This is a genomic window from Anaerovorax odorimutans DSM 5092, from assembly GCF_000426305.1.
Taxonomy (GTDB): domain Bacteria; phylum Bacillota; class Clostridia; order Peptostreptococcales; family Anaerovoracaceae; genus Anaerovorax; species Anaerovorax odorimutans.
In genome coordinates this window covers 194,122-213,028 of the sequence record NZ_AUFC01000005.1, presented here as the reverse complement: position 1 = coordinate 213,028, position 18,907 = coordinate 194,122, and the positions used below count along the sequence as shown (strand labels likewise).

The window sequence follows — 18,907 nt, the reverse complement described above, 5'->3', positions numbered from 1 at the left end:
GCATACAGTAGTAATCTTAAATCAAACCGTATATATCAAAGTATGTCACGAAAAGGAAATTGCTACGATAATTCAATAATGGAGAATTTTTTTGGAGTGATGAAACAAGAAATGTATTATGGCTGCGTTTACTATAGTTATGAAGAATTGAAGGATGTAATAGAGAAATACATATATTATTATAATAATCAAAGAATCAAGCAAAAACTATCTTGGATGAGTCCTGTTGAATATCGACTCAGCCAAGTAGCATAAAAATGGCGAAGCAGTAAAAAATACTACTTCGCTATAGAGTCTAACTTATTGGGGTCACATCAAAATAAATTCTTTATTGAACGCTTTTTTTATTGCAATAAATATACCGTTTGGTGATATTAAATAATATCAATAGATATAAATATATTCCAATAAAAAGCTTGATTTCTTTTTAATTAGTTAAAATTTTCGAATAGTAAGAGTAAGAATTTGGTTATAAGTAAGTTAGCAAAATGTAGAAAATTTAAATAATATGCGATATAATAATTAAAATATTTAAAACATATAGACGTAAAATGAAAATAGACATATAGGAGATAATTTATGGTCATATTATTTGAGCTTGTATATAACCTTGGCATTTTAGTATCCATAAGCATAATTTCAGGATTTATTGGACATAGAGGTGATAAAGATTGGCATAGTTCAATATATCAAGGGTTGATTTTTGGAAGCGCATGTATTATAGGAATGATTCATCCACTAGTAATTTTACCCGGGTTGATATTTGATGGTCGTTCTGTAATGCTTAGTTTATCAGGTCTTTTTTTTGGTCCCCTTGCTTCTGCTATAGCAGCCTTAATTGCATTAATATTTCGCATTAATCAAGGAGGTGCAGGGACAATAATGGGTATACTTGTAATTATTATATCTGCTAGTATAGGTTCTACGATTAAAATTTATAATGACAAAAAAAATAAAGAAATAACGATAAAATTATTATTTTATATGGGAGTTATTGTTCATATTTTTATGATATTATGTATGTTTACACTTCCAAATGATAAGATATTCAGTACAATAGAATTAATGGGTTTACCGGTTATAATAACTTTCCCATTAGCTACAATATTAATTGGCAGAATTATTATAGAATTAAATGAACGAAGAAAAGAAAAAGAAGCTTTAAAAGTAAGTCAAACAGCTCTTTCTATGGAAAAAAAATTATTAGAAACAACCCTCTTATCAGTAGGAGATGGTGTGATTTCTACAGATGATAAATGCAATGTAATATTTTTAAATAAAATGGCAGAATATTTAACAGGATGGACACAGAATGAAGCAAAGGAAAAGCCATTTGATAAAGTGTTTAATGTTGTGAACGAGTTAACACGAGAAAAAAAAGAAAATATAGTAAAAAAAGTATTTGAAAGTGGAACTATTTTTGAGCAAGAGAATCATACTGTGTTAATATCAAAAGATGGAACGGAAAGATATATTGAGGATCGTGCTGCTCCTATTATTCAAGAGAACGGAGAAATTTCAGGTGTGGTGTTAGTCTTTAGAGACTATTCGGATAAAAAGCAAAAGCAAGAAAAAATTAAATATTTAAGTTATCATGATCAACTTACAGGATTATATAATAGAAGGTTTTATGAAGAAGAATTAAAAAGAATGGACCAAAAAGAAAATCTTCCTTTAACAATTGTTATGGGAGATGTTAATGGATTAAAATTAATTAATGATTCTTTTGGACATGCTGTAGGTGATAAACTTTTAATTAAGGTAGCTGAAGTTATGCAAAAAGGCTGCAGGGATAATGATATTATTGCAAGGATCGGGGGAGATGAATTTATTATATTGTTATATAAAACGGATTATAGTGAGACAGAAAAGATCATTAGTAATATTAAAAAGCTTTCAAATTCAGAGAAAGTAGGTAATATTAACATTTCTATTTCGTTTGGTTATGAAACTAAAAATGATGTTAGGCAGAATATTAATGAAATCATAAAAAAAACAGAAGATTACATGTACAGAAAGAAATTATTTGAAAGCCCAAGTATGCGAGGAAAAACAATAGAAACTATAATAAGTACACTTCATGAGAAGAATAAAAGAGAAGAAGAACATTCTCTCAGAGTTTCAGATTTGTGTAAAGCGATGGGCATAGCACTTCATTTAAATTCAGATAAAATTGAAGAAATAAAATCTGTTGGATTACTTCATGATATAGGCAAAATAGGCATAGAAGAGAGTATCCTTAATAAACCCGATAAATTAAATGAAGAAGAGTGGAAGGAAATTCAGAGACATTCAGAAATAGGATATAGAATTTTAAGTACAGTAAATGACATGTCTGAAATGGCCAATTACGTTTTATATCATCATGAAAGGTGGGATGGAAGTGGTTATCCAAGAGGTTTAAAGGGAAAAGAAATCCCTTTAGAATCAAGAATAATATCTATTGTTGATTCTTATGATGCAATGACTAGTGACAGAAGTTACAGATGTGCTTTATCACAAGAAGCTGTATTAGATGAGTTAAAGAAAAATTCAGGAAGTCAATTTGATCCCAATTTAGTTAAAGTATTTATTGAAAAAGTGATAGTTAAAGAAATGAATTAATTTTATTAAAAAGTTAATAATGAAAAAAGTTGTAGTAATTACTAGTATTTTTCAAAATTTAAGTAGCAATAGTTTATAAAATGAAAGGGAAATTATGGATAAAAATATAAATGTCATTATTTTTGATAAAATGACTACAACAAAAATAAGAATTAGAAATATTTTTAGAGTTCAAGGGTTTCAAGTAAGTGAGGCTTCCAGTTTAAATCAAATTTTTAGTTCAATCGTAAAATATAAAGAATTTTCTCATATTCTTATTATTAATATTGAAAGTGAATCAATAGAGGATAATTTAATAAGAAATTTCAGAGAAAAATATTTGGATATTCCTATAGTACTTTTAACATCAATTGCTAAAAGAAAGTTTTTTTTAGAATGTATTTCACAAGGAGCATCTGATTACATATTAAAACCTTTTGAAGATTATTATTTAAAAGAAAGGGTTCTAAGATTACTAAAGGATAATAATAATACTGAAAGTAAGGAAAGTAAGTTTAAGAATAATATTACTTTTAATTTTAATGAATATATGAACAGTGAAATTTTAAAGGCAAAAAAAGGTAGATATGCTTTTTCAATTTTAAAAACTACTTTAATATTTCCTGAAAATGAAAATACCAAAGATTTAAATAAAAGGTATATTTTTAAAAGTCTAAAATCTTTATTTTGGGAGACGGATATATTTATTGAATATGATGAAGAAAATTTTTTAGGGTATTTTCCTTTTTGTCCAACAGACAATACTGTGATAATAGATGATAAAGTAAAAAAGAAATTTGAGGAAATAAAAACTAATAATGAGACTTTAAAAAACTATGATATTAATAATATATTTATTACTTTTCCTGAAGATGGAAGTGAAGTGGAGATTTTATTGAATAAATTATTTCCGAAAGTTGTTTAGTAGATATACAACATTAAATTATATATTTTATTATATAATTATTAAATATAGCCTTAATTTGTGTTTCAAAAAAATTTTGTATTTCTATAATTTCATTTTTCGGATATAGAAATTTTCCATATCCGAATTGACCATATTTAAATATCCTTTCTTTTTCCTCCATAGGTAATTTTGTTTCAGGGAATATTTCTTTTATTATATTCTTAGCTCTTTGAGTGTATCTATGAGAAATTATTTCAAATGTTATTGGATGAGATATATGTTTAGGAAGACTTTTTTTTAACTTTAATAATAAGTTAAAGTAATCCTCTTTCCAATTATCATAAATGAATATAGGAGCAATAATGAAGCCTGTAGGGTATGCAGAATTAATTAATCTTATAGAAGCATCTATTCTTTTTTCTAATGAAGGAGTTTTATTTTCGTAATTTTTAATTACTTTTTCAGTATTTAGAGTAAATCTGATTTCTGTCTTATTTCTATGGTTTATATGAAGCAGAGAATCTATATCTGTATATTTTGTTACAAATCTAAAATGTCCATTTTCACTATTACTGAAAAATTCAATAGTTTGTTTTAATGAATTGGTGTAAGGTTCTATAGGTATTGGATCAGATGTGGCAGAACCTTCAAATATAGTTTTCTCTGGAAACCTGCTATCTATATAATTTTGGGCTTGGCTTAGAATATCTTCTATGTTTACATTTATTTTTATATATGGTTTATCTCCTAAATTGGTATTTAAATAACAATATTCACATTGACCTGTGCAGCCTGATATTAAGGGGAGCTGATAGTGAGCGGAGGGCTTACAAGTTTGAAATTTTATTCCTTTTTTTATTCCTACTACTAGAGTTTTCTTCCCTTCTCTATAAAAATCATAAAGATATTCTCCTGGTATATTATCCTTAATTCTATTATTAGATAATTGAATCATTTCTATATTATTATTCGTTTTAAAAAAATCGTATATATTCCTGCCTATCTTATAGTCTAATGTATTTTTTTGAAATAATATTCTTTTTGGTATAAACATATTTTTCTCCACTTTATTACTTTTTCTTATTTTGATATTATTTCTAATATTAATTTATATATGTATTATTTAATATTAGAATATTTATGAATAATTTGATGAAATATGTCGTTTTTTGCAAATTTGTTATTATTAAATTAAATGATATAATTAAAAATATTGATATTAAATTCAAAGTATGATAAATCCCCTGATAGTTTATTTTATCCCACTTTAGAGGGTATTTGAGATGTAACTTTTTATGAAAAATATAATCAATATAATATAATGCTTACTATTTAAATTATAAAAAATTTTATATATATTGGCGGCTTATTAATTTATCACTTTACTAATTATTTATGTACTTTTTAAGTTTAATATTTGATCGCTTTTGAAGAATAGTACAAATTATGGAGGGTTAATATGGAATATGAATTAAATGATCTTGTTGAAATTTCGCAGCTTCAAAAACTTTTAGACGATTTTTATGTTGCAACTGGTGTTGGCTCAGGTATTATTGCTAGAGATGGAACTATTTTAACTTCAACTAAATGGAGTAACATATGCACTAAATTTCATAGAGTGAACAAGGAAAGCAGGTTAAGTTGTATTGAAAGTGATAGGCATCTGCTGGAGCAATTTGAAAATAAATGCGATATGATTGACTATAAATGCAAAAATGGGTTAATTGATGTTGGGACTCCAATAGTAGTTGAGGGAAAATTTCTTGCCACGCTGTATATTGGACAAATTCTATTTGAAGAGCCTGATACTAACTACTTTAAAAAGCAAGCAAAATATTTTGGCTTTGATGAAGAAGAATATTTAAAAGCATTAAAAGAAGTGCCCATTGTAGATAAAGAACATTATACAAAAGTTTTACAGTTTTTAAAAAGTTTAGCTCAGATTATAAGTGAGATAGGATTAAGAGAACTTAAACTCATAGAAGCCAAAAAAGAATTAGAAATATCAAATAATCGTTATGAAATTGCATTACATGGTTCTAATGATGCTCTTTGGGATTATGATTTAATAAATAATGAATTTTATGCATCAAATAGATTTATAGAAATGTTGGGATACAATTTAGAAGAAATAAACGACATAGTTTTAAATAATTCTATAAAGCTTAATAGTCTAATTCATCCTAAGGACAAAAACAATTTTTTAAAAAAATATTTCAATCATATAAATAAAAAAACTGAACACTTTGCATCAGAGGTTAGAATTAAAACAAAATCAGAAAATTATAAGTGGATATTAATAAGAGGATCTTCAATATGGAATAAAGACAGAAAGAATATTAGAATGGCAGGATCTGTTACAGATTTATCTAATAAAAAAGAATTAGAGGTGTTATTAGAGGATGAAAAATATTTTTCAAAAATTTTAATGGATTATTCAAATATGTTTGTTTGTATGTGGAACCCAGATGGAAAATTACTATATGTAAATGAATATGCACAGAGTATATTAGGATATGATGAAGAAGAGCTATTGGATTTTAATTGGATGAATATAACAACAAAAGAAATAGTAAATCTTTTGTTGAAATGTTTAGATGCAAACTTTACGAATAACAACATTCCTCAAAGAGAAATAGACATTAAATGTAAAGATGGCAAAACTGTAACAATTCTTTGGAATATACAAATTATAAGAAATGAAGAAGATATAGCTAGAAATATTGTCGGTATTGGTGTGGATATTACATATAAAGCAGATGCAGAAAAAGAACTAATGGAATTCTTTGGTAATATATCACATGAATTAAGAACTCCCTTAAATATTATTTTCAGCTCATTACAATTGATGGAATTTTATTTTAGTAACAAAAATGTTTTGGAAAATGTAAACAAACTCAAAGGTTTTGAAAAATCTATGAAACAAAATTGCTATAGATTACTAAGGTTAGTAAACAATATTATTGCTGTTACAAAGATTAACTCAGGATATTTGATGCTTGATTTACAAAAGGTTGATATAGTTTTATTAGTAAATGAAATTGTAGAGTCAATTACTGAATATATACATAGAAAAAATTTAGATATAAAATTGAATATTGACATAAAAGAAAAGATTATATATTGTGATCCTGATAAAATAGAAAGAATAATTTTAAATTTAATATCCAACTCAATTAAGTTTACTAAACCAGGGGGAACTATATTTGTTAATTTAAAAGACAATACTGAACATATAATAATATCTATAAAAGATACAGGTATAGGAATAGAAAAAGATAAACAGGATATTATTTTTAAACGTTTTACACAAGTGAATAAATCATTTGTCAGAGAGCAAGAGGGGAGTGGGATCGGGTTATCACTAGTAAAAAGCTTGGTTGAAATGCATAATGGTTCAATTAAATTAAAAAGTGATTATGGAGAAGGCAGTGAATTTATCATTAAACTGCCGATAAATAATATGTCTTGTTGTCAATGCGATAAAAATGATGATGAATTATTAAACTCCAAATTTAGTAATAAGATTGAAAAAATAAATATAGAGTTGTCTGATATATATTAAATGGTAATTTTAAATTTTTTAACAATTTATTAATTTAATTTTAACAATATGAGGGTATTATAATATTATAATAATAGGAAAGGAGTGAAAAAGATGTATTATTTTGAAGAATTAGAAATTGAATACAGTGAAAATGATGATACTTGGATTTCACAAAGGTAGGCAAATTGCCTCCAAAAAATAGATATAACCAGTCTTAGACTGTTAATTATATAGGAGCATGATAAGTGCTTCTTTTTTTATTGTAATATGTTATTTTATCTTTTGTTGTAAAAATTAGTAATATAAAGTATACTGGTAAAGTTAATATCAGAATAAAAAAATTAATTAGAAAGCGAGATAATAATGAAATTAATTAATGAAAAGAAAAATTTTATAATTTACTTTTTTATATTTTTTATTATTTTAAGTATTATATACTTGATAGCAGCAGTTTTTTTAGAAATTAAGACGGATGCTGTTAAGAGAACAGAATTGTTAAAAAATGAAGAAAGACTTGTGGGAGTTGAAAGTTATGTACTCTCAAATAAAATCAATAATTTAAATGCTGATCTTTTATATATAGTAGATAACTTTAATCTGTATGAAAACAATGCTGGATTTTTAAAAATATTAGAAACTCAATGGATTTCTTTTGCAGATAGGAAAAAAATATATGATCAAATAAGATTTATAGATATAAATGGAGATGAAAAAATTAGGATCAATTATGACGAAAAAGGATCTAAATCAATTAGTAATCTTCAAAATAAGAAAGACAGATATTATTTTAAGGAAACCTTATCTCTGAAAAAAGGTCAGATTTATATTTCTAAATTAGATTTAAATGTCGAAAATGAAGAAATTGAACAGCCTATTAAACCCATGATTCGAATTTCAACCCCTGTTTATAATGATAAAGATGAATTAACAGGAATTATAATCTTAAACTATTATGCTAAATATTTATTAAATAATTTTAAAAATATTGGATCTACATCCATTGGAGATATGTTTTTATTGGATTCAAATGGATATTGGATTGTTAATGACATAGATAAAAACAAAGAATGGTCTTTTATGTATGATGATAAAAAAGATATAAGCTTCAAAAAAGAATATTCAAGTGAATGGAAAACAATAAACGAAAATCAAAGTGGTATAATTAATTCAAAAAATGGTATCTTTATTTATACAGGTATAATGCCTATTAATAAAGAAATCTTACAAAAGGATAGTTCAATAATATTGGAAGAAGGAAATTGGAGGGCAGTTTCTTTTCTTTCAAATGACAATAAATTTGTTTATGTTCCAACTTTAAATAATATTATTATTAAAAAAATAAAAAGCGAATTTATAGTATTTTTAGTTATTTTTCTTTTAGCTGCTATTTTTTCTATTTTAATGACAATAAATAAAATAGCCAAAAATAAGATAAAATATTTTTCTGAGTATGATACCATGACAGGAGTCTATAATAGACGGGCAGGATACGATTTATTGGGGAAATATTATAAAGATTTCATTAAAAATGAGGGGATTATAAGTATTTGTTTTATTGATATAAATGGTCTTAAAGAAGTAAATGATAATATAGGACATGAAGCAGGAGATGAATTAATTTTAAGCATAGTCAACGGAATAAGGGAATTTATAAATCAAACAGATTTTGTTATTAGATTTGGAGGTGACGAATTTTTAATTGTTTTTATAAATAAAAGTGAAGAGCAAGCTGAAGGAATATGGGGAAAAATAAACAATGAGTATAATAGAATTAATAATAATGAAAATAGAAAATATATTATTAGTGCCAGTCACGGAATTGCTGAGATAGATTATGATTCGGATAAATCTATTGAAAATATCATTAATATAGCGGATGAAAAAATGTATAATGAAAAAAGAATTATAAAAAAAGATTTAAAAGTTATAAAAAATTTCTAATATTTTTTATATTAGAGAAGTATTAATAAATAGTATTTTGGAGATAGTATCTTACTTATAAAAATACATCAATAAAATAAATATATAAAATAACCTTGCATAATAAATACTTTTTACATGTTTATTATACAGGGTTTATTTATTACTCTTAGTCATTAAATCATATTTTATAAAATTTATAGTAACTAAAAATCTTAATTCATACTTCCGTCTAATGTAAGTATTGCTTCTAGTTCTGGCATTTCACCTGCAAGTCCTATTGCATATACTGTGTAACGTTTATTTGGATTTAAATTAACATTAGGTACAGTAAGGGCAACTGTAGGTGTTCCTGCTAATCTTACCTGTAATGTATAATTTGACCCAGGTACTTCAATATATTGTGTTAATTCTTTAAAAGAGATATTGTCGAACAATATTGTTCCATCAGGGAGAGTTATATCTACAGCTGGTGCATTAGGAGACAAATGTGCAAAACGAACCATTGACATGTTAGAATTCATAGGCATATTATTATCGGAAATTGCTAGAAACCCGATTGTTTCTGGTGTACCTATGGCAGCAATTGTTATTATGTCATCTTTATTAATTGTAAGCATGTTAGATATTAGTGGAGAGTCTTTAGTTCCTGTTTCATAGAGAGATATATTATAGATACCTTCATATATAGGCGCGTATGTTGTATATTTGCTGTATGGAAGATTTTTAATAATTAATTTATCATCAGCATAAACATCTACATTAGGAGCATTAGGAACAGTATGAAAGATGCGAAAATGACCTATAGGAGACATTTCTTGATTTTCATTATACATAGTTTCACCTCTTATTAAATTATTTTTGTATTAATATATGTTAATATATAATGTTTTGTTAAATTATATAAATTTAAATAAATGGTTAATAAATAAAAATAAATTGGGAAAATTAATTTTGGATAAAACATTGCATAACGTTTAATGATATTAATTTGTAGGAGGTATATATGAATAATTTCGAAAATGGCATGATAGGTAATCTTCCGGCTCAAATAAATAAAGAAATTCCAAATCCCGATGGTAATGCCGAAAATATAGTTAAACTTATAAAAGAAAAAGGGAGAGTTATTGGATATCAGCTTTCAAGTGGAGAAAAGGTATCTAAGGAAAAGGGTATCCAAATGGCAAAAGAAGGAAAAATAAAGGGAGTTGCTGTTGCAGAAAATAAAGGTAATGAATATTTACGAACATTACCTGATGCTTCAGAAGAGAATAATTTAAGTAACTTATCTTCAATATAAGAAATGCAGAATATTTTTCTTAAGTTTTTTAAAACTTAAAATTATTTTGGAAAATGCGTTGATTAAACCAACGCATTTTAAATTTGACGATATTTTATTTTAGATTTTATTATTTATTGGTCTTATTTTGCATAGAACGTTCATAATTATAATTCTATTCACAGTCCTTGTGGTATAACATATTAGATCCACTGCCAGCATAATTACAAATAGCATCATATTAAGTTTGTTTGACTACCTAACAAAAAATATTTATATATTATAATTTTTATATCTTTATAATAAATTATAGAAGGACAAAGCCATATAAATTTTAATAATACAAATATTATTTAAATTCATATGATAAAAGCATATATTCTTTTAAATAGACGAAATAGAATTTAGCTAAATAATAATATTTATTATAATTTTTTTATTTTAAACATAGAATTGTAGGGTGAGAAAAAATTTTAGAAAGGAAAATGAAATTATGAAGATCAATAATGAAAAATACTATTTTGAAGAGAGTGAGGAATTTTTTGAAAACTATAGAGATGAAAAAGAGAATGATGATGAAATAGATAACTTTGATAAATTAGCACCTTTATGGATTTCACAAAGATAGAATATATAATTTTTTCATTTAGGCTAAAATAAAATATAAAATATTTAAAACTAAGCATACTTATTAAATTGCAATTTGACGATATAAAATTTTTTTTTATTTTTTTAATCTACATATTGAATTAAATAATGTTATAATATATAATACACTATTCATTTGATCTTTGAAGTAAGAGATGGAAAATAATATGAAATAATCTGAGGATAAGTATGTTTTTGTTTTATAATAAAATTCCTAAAAAAAGTAAAATAGAATTTTATAATAAGAAATTTATGCATAATAATTTAAGTATTCTTATTTTGTCTATATATTTAGCATTTGAACAACTATATTATGGAATCTTTTTAAGAGAACCTGGAAGTTTAATTCAGTTAATGCATATTATTTCGGCATTATTATCTATAATATATGGAATTGTAGCTTGTTATATACAAATAAAAAAAGTTAAGAAGATTTCTTATCTTTTAAAATTTTATGAAATAAGTTTTGGATTTTGTGGATTTATAATTGCTATAGTTAGGGCTCTTTATGTTAATAATAATGCTTTTTTATTGCCTACTTTTTATATTGCTGTATTATATGCATTTGCTGTTATTTTTTATTTTCATCCTTTGAAAAGTTTTTGTATTTATTCTATAACTAGTATTATTGTAATTATTCTTTTGCCAATATTTCATCCTGATGTTATAGAATATACATATATAGCAGATATTCTATCTAACAATATTCTTGCCTGGATTGTTTCTTTTGTGAGCTATGAGAGATATGTAAAAGAATATATAAGCCAGAGTATTATATTTAAGAAGAATCAATTACTTAAAGAAAAAACTTCAGCGATTAATAAAATAAATAAAAAACTACATTATAATGCTATAATGGATTCTTTAACTAATATCTATAACAGAAGAAAACTGGATGAGTTATTGGAATTTGAACACATAAGAAGTATAGAATCAAATCTAGTATATTCTTTAATTCTATTAGATATAGATATGTTTAAAACTATTAATGATACATATGGTCATAATATTGGTGATAAAGTTTTAAGTGAAACAGGAAAAGTCCTTAAAAACAATATTCCAAGAAATTATAAAGTAGGCAGATGGGGCGGCGATGAGTTTTTAATTATTTGTCCTGAAACAGATAAAGATAAAGCCATGTATACAGCAGAAATAGTAAGGCGAAAAATTGAAAATGCAAATTATAATTTAGATATTGTTATAACAGGAAGCTTTGGAGTAGCATCTTTTGAAAAAACAGATACGGTTTTAAATTTAATTAATAAAGTTGACAAAGGATTATATAAAGCAAAAAATAATGGGAGAAACAGAGTTGAAAAATTCTAGTTAAACCTTATAAATAATTAAAGAAAAGAAAGGCAGAGTATGAGAATGTAAAAAAACATAGAATTTATAATATAAAAAGCTTATAATGTAAAAAGATATTTTATCTTAAAATTAATATTATAAGTTATAATATTTTATAGATATTATTATTCGAGTTGGACAAGTTATAGATTTATTTATTGTAAAAATAGAGGAAGTTTTAAAATGAAAATATTAGTTATTGATGATTCTATGCTATATCAAAGATTAAATGTTACATATTTGAAAGAGTATTTCCCTGATGCTGAGTATTGCGTCAGTGCAAATGGATTAGAAGGATATGAAACCTATTTGAAAGAAAATCCGGATTATATTATATTAGATTTGTTAATGCCTGTTATGAATGGAGTTGAATTTTTGCATAAGTTAAAGGAAAATCATCCCGACACTAAAACAAAGATATTTGTTATTTCTGCTGATGTTCAAAAAATAGTAAAAGATGAAATTTTGAGCTTAGGCGTATTAAAGTTTATAAACAAACCTTTTTCTGTTGAAAAGGCAGAAGAAATAGCGACAATCATAAGGGGGGAGTAATTTGTTAACTTCAATACAGGAAGATGCATTAAGGGAATATATGAATATTTTTATTGGTCAAGCAGCAAGCTTGCTTTCTGAAATGGTTAATAAAAAAATAAAGTTAACTACACCAAATATATTATTTTTATCTCCTAATAAAGATAAGCAAGAATATGATAGCTTGAAACCTTCTTTTTTTAATAGTTATGTTGTCTCATCATCCATTAATTTCGGAAAAACGTTTTCGGGAAATGCACAATTAATATTCCCTAAATATAGTTCTCAAACATTGGTAAGACTATGTTTGGGAGAAAATGAAGAAATTGAAGAAGATGGAAATCTTACGGATACCGATTTTGATGTGATTAGAGAAATAGGGAATGTTCTCCTAAATGCTGTTCTTGGAGCATTGGGAAATTTGTTAAATGTGAAATTGGAATATACTCTTCCTGAAGTACATACCTTCTTTTTTCCTGACAAAGAAAAGGATGTATATAAAAGCAAGGAAACTTATGTATTAATTATTTCAAATTCTTTTACTGTAGATGAGGTTAAAGTTGATGGAGTAATACTTATAGTTTTAAACATGGAGTCTATTTTAGAGCTTATAAAGAAAATAGATGAAGTTTTGGTGGATGTATATGGATAAATTATTTGAACTTATATTAGGTAAAATTAATTCAGGTATAATATTGTTAAATGAACAGCTCAATATTGAATTTTGGAACAGCTGGCTTGAGCAATATACAGGAACAAAAGCTTGTGAAGTAATAGGAAAAAATATTTTAGATATTATACCTGAATTTAAAAAGAATTATTATATTGAAATTTTAAGAAATGCCATGAAAACAGGACAAAATATGTTTTATTCTGCAGCCTTTCATCCAATCTTCTTATATCCGTGTAATTATTCTGAAGATATGCTTATAAAGCAAAATTTACAAGTAGAGCCTATTTTTTATGAGGATAAAAAATACATATCATTACAAATCATTGATATAAGTAATCAATTTAAAAGAGTAAATATGCTGAAGAATCAAATTATTTATAATAAAAAGGCAGAAAAGGCATTAAAAGAAAGTGAAGAAAAATACAGATTATTGATTACGCAGATGAAACAAGGAGTAGCTGTACATGAACTTATTTTAAATGAAAAAAATGAGGCTGTAGATTATCGATTTATTGATGTTAATGCTAGTTTTGAACGTTTGACGGGATTTAAATATAAAGATATTATAGGAAAAACTATATTAGAAATAGTACCTAATATAGATAAATTGCAGATAGAAAAATTTGGAAATGTAGCATTAACAGGAGTTCCCATAAAATACGAAACCTATGATGAAAAATTAAATAAATACTTTGAATTTGTAGTATATTCGCCAAGGTACAAGCAGTTTGCGGTTATAATCTCAGATATTACACTTCGCAAAATTGCTGAAAAACAAATTTTACATTTAAGTTATCATGATCAATTAACGGGTGTCTATAATCGTAGATTTTATGAAGAAGAACTGGAAAGAATTGACCTTGAAGAGAACATTCCATTAACTATAGTCATGGCTGACGTGAATGGATTAAAGCTTATTAATGATTCATTTGGTCATATAATGGGTGATGAGCTTATTAAAAAAGTTGCAGAAGTAATAAAAAAAGGTTGTAGACCAAAAGATGTTGTGGCAAGACTTGGAGGAGATGAGTTTGTTATACTGCTGCCAAATACAGATGAAGATGAAGCAGAAAAAATAGTTAAAAATATGAAAGACTTAGCATTAAGAGAAAAAGTTGGGTCAATAAATATTTCTATATCATTTGGATATGAAACAAAGAGAAATAAAGATGATAATATTCAAGGAATTTTTAAAAAAGCAGAAGATCGTATGTATAAAAAGAAACTGTTTGAAAGCCCAAGCATGAGGGGCAAAACTATAAGTGCGATTATTAGTACCCTACATGAAAAAAATAAAAGGGAAGAACAACATTCTCTAAGGGTCTCTGAATTATGTAAAAATATGGGCATAATGCTTGAACTGAATGAACATAAGATTGAAGAACTTAAAACAGTAGGTTTATTACATGATATAGGTAAGATTGCAATAGAAGAATACATACTTAATAAACCAGATAAGCTTTCGGTGGATGAAAGAAAAGAAATTATGCGTCACTCTGAAATCGGATACAGAATACTAAGCACAGTGAATGATTTGTCAGAAATGGCAGAATATGTATTATCTCATCATGAAAGGTGGGATGGAAAAGGCTATCCAAAGGGTTTAAAAAAAGAAGAAATACCTTTTGAATCAAGAATTATTTCCATAGTTGACACTTATGATGCTATGACAAGTGAAAGAAGCTATCGTAAAGCAATGGATGAAGAATTTGCAATTGAAGAATTAAAAAAGAACGCAGGTCTTCAATTTGATCCTAAATTAGTAAATGTTTTTATTGTTAAGGTTTTAGGCAAAGAAATGTAATTTGTAATAAACATTAAAACATCATTATAATAAGATATAAAATTTAATATGGACGACAATATTGTTTATGCAAAAGCTTATTGAGGAATATATAAAAATTATCTTGGTTATTAGATCAAATTTTAATTATATGAAATAAAAAATATAGGCTAAAATAAATTTTGGAAAGTTAAGAGCTTAAAATTAGTAAACATTGCAATTAAACAATTTGTGATTTAACTAATTATAAGAACTAGGGAGATATAAATATGTTAATGGAACAAGAAAGAGAATTAATTGTAAAATACGGCAAAAAATTAATTAGTAGCGGACTTACAAAAGGTACCGGTGGAAATCTTAGCATTTATAATAAAAAAGAAGGATTGATTGCCATAAGTCCTAGTGGTATGGATTATTTTGAAACAACTCCTTTAGATATAACTATTATGGATTTAAAGGGTAATCTTGTGGAAGGGGAAAGAAAGCCTTCTGTTGAATATGAAATGCATTTAATTTTTTATAAAAATCGCAAAAATGTATTTTCTGTAGTACATACTCATTCAATTGCATCTTCAACAATAGCGGCATTACGTTGGAGTTTGCCTGCTGTAAATTATTTGGTTGGGCTAAGCGGTGAAAATCTTGTACCTTGTGCAGATTATGCATCATTCGGTTCAAAGGAATTAGCAGAAAATGCACTTAAAGGTATGGGAAATGGCTATGCAGTATTTTTAGCTAATCATGGTCTTTTAACTACTTCTACTGATATACATAAGGCTTTTTACATTGCAGAAGAAATAGAACATTGTGCCGAAATATTTCTTAGAGCAAAAGCTGTTGGCAATCCGGTGATAATATCAGATGAAGAGATGGTAAAAATGAATATTCTTTTTAAATCTTACGGGCAAAATAAATAAAATATAATACTTTATAATTTGAATTCAGTTAAATTATAAAGTGCTTTTTTTTATATCTATATCTAAAAATTATTACTGAATATAAAAGATTATTGGCATGGCACATTTTCTTATTTTTGTAACATTTATAATTTAAAATATTATTATAATAAAGGACAATTTTAAGGGAGTGAAAATATGCATGTTTTAAAGGTGAATCCTATTAAAGCTTATAGCTTTGTAAGGAATTGTAATCATATAAATAAAGATAGCATTTTAATAGGTAAGTGCCATGATAATCTTTACTTCCTGTCCAATTTAATTTTTCAACCAATTTTAATAAATTCTAATGAAGTTCTTTTAAAGGCCACTTTAAAAATGTTTTGAGTTAAGCCCTGATGAAACTAATATTAAAATTTTGAGAATTATTTGGAACTGATTTAAATCAGTTCATTTTTTTGTGATTAAATCACAGATAATATTAAAAAAATGAGTATACTAAGGTTAAGATAAGAAAAAGTAAAGGAGATAATGTTATGAAAACACTTACAATAACAAAAAATAATTTTGACTCAGAGGTAATGAATTCAGATAAACCTGTGTTAATTGATTTTTGGGCAGCATGGTGCGGTCCATGTAAAATGGTATCACCTGTAATTGACCAAATTGCAGAGGAAGTTACTAATGCAAAAATTGGAAAAGTTAATGTTGATGAACAGCCTGAACTTGCATCGGCATTTAAAGTTATGAGCATACCTACATTAGCTGTAATAAAAGATGGTAAAGTTGTGGCAAGCGGAGTTGGAGTGAGATCAAAAGAAGAAATTTTAAAAATGTTAGAAGCATAAAAATGAAAAAATAAAACGGCTATTCCGATATGGATAGCCGTTTTTAATTTAAAAAAAGTATTTTTAACGTTGATCTAATTTTACATAAGGTAGGGTAGACTGTACACATTTATAAGCAGGTCTCATAATTCTGCCTCCTGCAACAAGTTCCTCAATTCTATGTGCACACCAACCAGAAATTCTTGAAGTTGCAAATATTGGAGTTGCTATATCGATAGGTATATTAAGAGCGCTGTACACGAAACCTGAATATAAATCTACATTAGCAGGCATTTTATTTTCTACTCCCTTAACTTCCTGGAATAATTCAGGAGCTCGTTTTTCAATAAAATCATAAAGTATGAAATCTTCCATTAATCCTTTATCTTTGGCTAATTTTTTTGCCATGCTTTTTAAAAGACCTGCCCTAGGATCAGATATTGTATATACAGCATGTCCAAGACCATAGATTAAACCTGACTTATCATTGGCCTCACCATTTAATATTTTAATTAAATACTTTTCCACTTCATTAAAGTTTGTAATATCTTTTACATTTGCTTTAATATTATTAATCATTTCAATGACTTCAATATTTGCTCCACCGTGTTTTGGACCTTTTAAAGAACCTACGGCAGCTGCTATGGCAGAATAAGTATCTGTACCCGAAGAAGATACAAGATGAGTGGTGAAGGAAGAATTATTACCGCCACCATGTTCAGCATGCAGAATTAAACAAATATCAAGGAGCTTAGCTTCAAGATCGGTATACTCACCAGTTGGCCGAATAAGTCTTAAAATATTTTCGGCGGTACTTTTACTTGGGTCAGAATAATGAAGATGCAAGCTTTGATTATTAAAATAAGATTGTTTAGCCTGATATCCATAGGCAATTAAAGAAGGAAAATGTCCTATTAAGCTTATTGATTGACGTAATACATTACGTATAGAAATATCATCGGGATTATTGTCATATGAATATAAAGCTAAGACGCTTCTTGCCAGTTTATTCATAACGCTTTTACTCGGAGCAGTTAATATCATGTCCCTGGAAAAGCCTAAAGGCAAATCTCTTTTAGAACCTAAAAGAGCAGTATATGTTTCCAGTTGCTTTTTATTGGGTAGTTGACCGAATAAAAGCAGATAACTTGTTTCCTCGTATCCAAATCTATCTTCTTTTAAACAATTTGTAACAATATCTTCAATATCAATACCTCTGTAGTAAAGTTTTCCCGGTATTGCTACTTTTTTTCCATCTGAATCCACTTCATAACCTTGAACATCGCTAATATGCGTAAGTCCTACTAATACCCCAGCGCCATTGGGATCACGAAGACCACGTTTAACATTAAATTTACCGTAAAGAGAATTCTCAATAACATTATTTTCTGCAAGCATTTTCGACATACTAGTATAGAAATAACGCTCACGCTCCTTACTAAAAGGAGTGGTAGGTTTAATAATGGATTTTGATTTTTTTGCTTTATTGTCTTTCAAGATACACCCTCCTATAAGCATCTAAATTAAATGCTTAAATTTTAAACATATATTTAGACGTAATGGAAAACAACATAGTTAAGCCAATGTGTTATAAAAATTTCTTGACTACATCCAATAATCTTTTTATTTTGCTTTAATATAGTTTGAGTTATGGATAATTAGCAATTTTAAATTATCAGAATTGGTTGAATTAGTTGAATTTCTTCGGTTAGCTATTCGTTGAATTAATAAGAAATTATATTATAAAACGACAAAAAAAACAACCTATGGATAAAATATTTTGCAAAAAAAACAAGGCTAAGGTATAATCTATATAAATAAGTAAACAATTTTACATGGGATTGCATGTAAAAATTTTAATTATAGACAGAATATTATTTGTATATTTTGAATTTATTATAAATTATATTTTAATGATTTGTAATTTTTTGTAATATAAAATGATAGATATTTTTTAAATTAGATA

General features: G+C 26.3%; 16 protein-coding genes. 13 read left to right on the top strand and 3 right to left on the bottom strand.

Going from position 1 to position 18,907, the window contains the following annotated elements:
• The 3 genes from K292_RS15935 to K292_RS0104120 all read left to right on the top strand — a co-directional run.
• Positions 1-255, top strand: a 255-nt coding sequence (locus tag K292_RS15935; RefSeq protein ID WP_027398768.1) for an IS3 family transposase, incomplete at its 5' end; no start/stop codon positions are given.
• A 324-nt stretch (positions 256-579) separates the two neighbouring features.
• The gene (locus K292_RS15930; protein ID WP_027398767.1) at positions 580-2,604 is read left to right on the top strand and encodes an HD domain-containing phosphohydrolase; all 2,025 of its coding nucleotides are present in this window, start codon (positions 580-582) and stop codon (positions 2,602-2,604) included.
• A 94-nt stretch (positions 2,605-2,698) separates the two neighbouring features.
• Positions 2,699-3,508 carry a response regulator gene (locus K292_RS0104120; protein ID WP_027398766.1) on the top strand — a complete coding sequence of 270 codons (810 nt, stop codon included), beginning with the start codon at positions 2,699-2,701 and terminating at the stop codon, positions 3,506-3,508.
• Positions 3,509-3,521: 13 nt separating this feature from the next.
• Here the strand turns inward: K292_RS0104120 and splB are convergent, their stop codons facing one another.
• Positions 3,522-4,544, bottom strand: coding sequence for a spore photoproduct lyase (gene splB, locus K292_RS0104115; protein WP_027398765.1), 1,023 nt, complete (start codon positions 4,542-4,544; stop codon positions 3,522-3,524).
• Positions 4,545-4,949: 405 nt separating this feature from the next.
• Here splB and K292_RS17710 point away from each other — a divergent pair, with 405 nt between their 5' ends.
• Together K292_RS17710 and K292_RS0104105 are read left to right on the top strand one after the other, a co-directional pair.
• Positions 4,950-7,055: a PocR ligand-binding domain-containing protein gene (locus tag K292_RS17710; protein WP_027398764.1), complete on the top strand. Its 2,106-nt coding sequence runs from the start codon at positions 4,950-4,952 to the stop codon at positions 7,053-7,055.
• 345 nt (positions 7,056-7,400) lie between these two features.
• A complete protein-coding gene (locus K292_RS0104105) occupies positions 7,401-8,978 on the top strand; it encodes a sensor domain-containing diguanylate cyclase (RefSeq protein ID WP_027398763.1) in 1,578 nt (525 codons plus the stop codon).
• A gap of 194 nt (positions 8,979-9,172) precedes the next feature.
• On the opposite strand, the gene K292_RS0104100 is transcribed toward K292_RS0104105, so the two are convergent.
• Positions 9,173-9,793, bottom strand: coding sequence for a DUF4397 domain-containing protein (locus K292_RS0104100; protein ID WP_037372404.1), 621 nt, complete (start codon positions 9,791-9,793; stop codon positions 9,173-9,175).
• A gap of 170 nt (positions 9,794-9,963) precedes the next feature.
• On the opposite strand from K292_RS0104100, the gene K292_RS0104095 reads away from it, so the two are divergent.
• From K292_RS0104095 to trxA, 8 genes are all read left to right on the top strand, one after another.
• A complete protein-coding gene (locus K292_RS0104095) occupies positions 9,964-10,257 on the top strand; it encodes a DUF3892 domain-containing protein (RefSeq protein WP_027398761.1) in 294 nt (97 codons plus the stop codon).
• A 472-nt stretch (positions 10,258-10,729) separates the two neighbouring features.
• The gene (locus K292_RS19240; protein WP_281168527.1) at positions 10,730-10,864 is read left to right on the top strand and encodes a hypothetical protein; all 135 of its coding nucleotides are present in this window, start codon (positions 10,730-10,732) and stop codon (positions 10,862-10,864) included.
• 209 nt (positions 10,865-11,073) lie between these two features.
• Positions 11,074-12,210, top strand: a complete 1,137-nt coding sequence (locus tag K292_RS17705; protein ID WP_051280292.1) for a GGDEF domain-containing protein — start codon at positions 11,074-11,076, stop codon at positions 12,208-12,210.
• A 204-nt stretch (positions 12,211-12,414) separates the two neighbouring features.
• Positions 12,415-12,783, top strand: coding sequence for a response regulator (locus K292_RS0104080; protein ID WP_027398760.1), 369 nt, complete (start codon positions 12,415-12,417; stop codon positions 12,781-12,783).
• A gap of 1 nt (position 12,784) precedes the next feature.
• The gene (locus K292_RS0104075; RefSeq protein WP_027398759.1) at positions 12,785-13,414 is read left to right on the top strand and encodes a chemotaxis protein CheC; all 630 of its coding nucleotides are present in this window, start codon (positions 12,785-12,787) and stop codon (positions 13,412-13,414) included.
• On the top strand, positions 13,407-15,239 hold the full coding sequence (locus K292_RS0104070; protein WP_084145887.1) for an HD domain-containing phosphohydrolase: 1,833 nt from the start codon (positions 13,407-13,409) through the stop codon (positions 15,237-15,239). The genes K292_RS0104075 and K292_RS0104070 overlap by 8 nt, the downstream gene beginning before the upstream one ends.
• Positions 15,240-15,487: 248 nt before the next feature.
• Positions 15,488-16,135, top strand: coding sequence for an L-fuculose-phosphate aldolase (locus K292_RS0104065; RefSeq protein ID WP_027398757.1), 648 nt, complete (start codon positions 15,488-15,490; stop codon positions 16,133-16,135).
• Positions 16,136-16,623: 488 nt separating this feature from the next.
• Entirely contained in the window at positions 16,624-16,962 is a 339-nt protein-coding gene (trxA, locus tag K292_RS0104055; RefSeq protein WP_281168529.1) for a thioredoxin, read from the top strand.
• Positions 16,963-17,025: 63 nt separating this feature from the next.
• Here trxA and K292_RS0104050 read toward each other — a convergent pair whose 3' ends face one another.
• Positions 17,026-18,438 carry a citrate/2-methylcitrate synthase gene (locus K292_RS0104050; protein WP_330364914.1) on the bottom strand — a complete coding sequence of 471 codons (1,413 nt, stop codon included), beginning with the start codon at positions 18,436-18,438 and terminating at the stop codon, positions 17,026-17,028.
• Positions 18,439-18,907 lie beyond the last annotated feature (469 nt).

What these genes read in the sequence shown, in the direction of transcription:
- K292_RS15930 (WP_027398767.1), top strand. Translation starts at nt 580, where the DNA reads ATGGTCATATTATTTGAGCTTGTATATAACCTTGGCATTTTAGTATCC.
- K292_RS0104120 (WP_027398766.1), top strand. Translation starts at nt 2,699, where the DNA reads ATGGATAAAAATATAAATGTCATTATTTTTGATAAAATGACTACAACA.
- splB (WP_027398765.1), bottom strand. Translation starts at nt 4,544, where the DNA reads ATGTTTATACCAAAAAGAATATTATTTCAAAAAAATACATTAGACTAT.
- K292_RS17710 (WP_027398764.1), top strand. Translation starts at nt 4,950, where the DNA reads ATGGAATATGAATTAAATGATCTTGTTGAAATTTCGCAGCTTCAAAAA.
- K292_RS0104105 (WP_027398763.1), top strand. Translation starts at nt 7,401, where the DNA reads ATGAAATTAATTAATGAAAAGAAAAATTTTATAATTTACTTTTTTATA.
- K292_RS0104100 (WP_037372404.1), bottom strand. Translation starts at nt 9,793, where the DNA reads ATGTATAATGAAAATCAAGAAATGTCTCCTATAGGTCATTTTCGCATC.
- K292_RS0104095 (WP_027398761.1), top strand. Translation starts at nt 9,964, where the DNA reads ATGAATAATTTCGAAAATGGCATGATAGGTAATCTTCCGGCTCAAATA.
- K292_RS19240 (WP_281168527.1), top strand. Translation starts at nt 10,730, where the DNA reads ATGAAGATCAATAATGAAAAATACTATTTTGAAGAGAGTGAGGAATTT.
- K292_RS17705 (WP_051280292.1), top strand. Translation starts at nt 11,074, where the DNA reads ATGTTTTTGTTTTATAATAAAATTCCTAAAAAAAGTAAAATAGAATTT.
- K292_RS0104080 (WP_027398760.1), top strand. Translation starts at nt 12,415, where the DNA reads ATGAAAATATTAGTTATTGATGATTCTATGCTATATCAAAGATTAAAT.
- K292_RS0104070 (WP_084145887.1), top strand. Translation starts at nt 13,407, where the DNA reads ATGGATAAATTATTTGAACTTATATTAGGTAAAATTAATTCAGGTATA.
- K292_RS0104065 (WP_027398757.1), top strand. Translation starts at nt 15,488, where the DNA reads ATGTTAATGGAACAAGAAAGAGAATTAATTGTAAAATACGGCAAAAAA.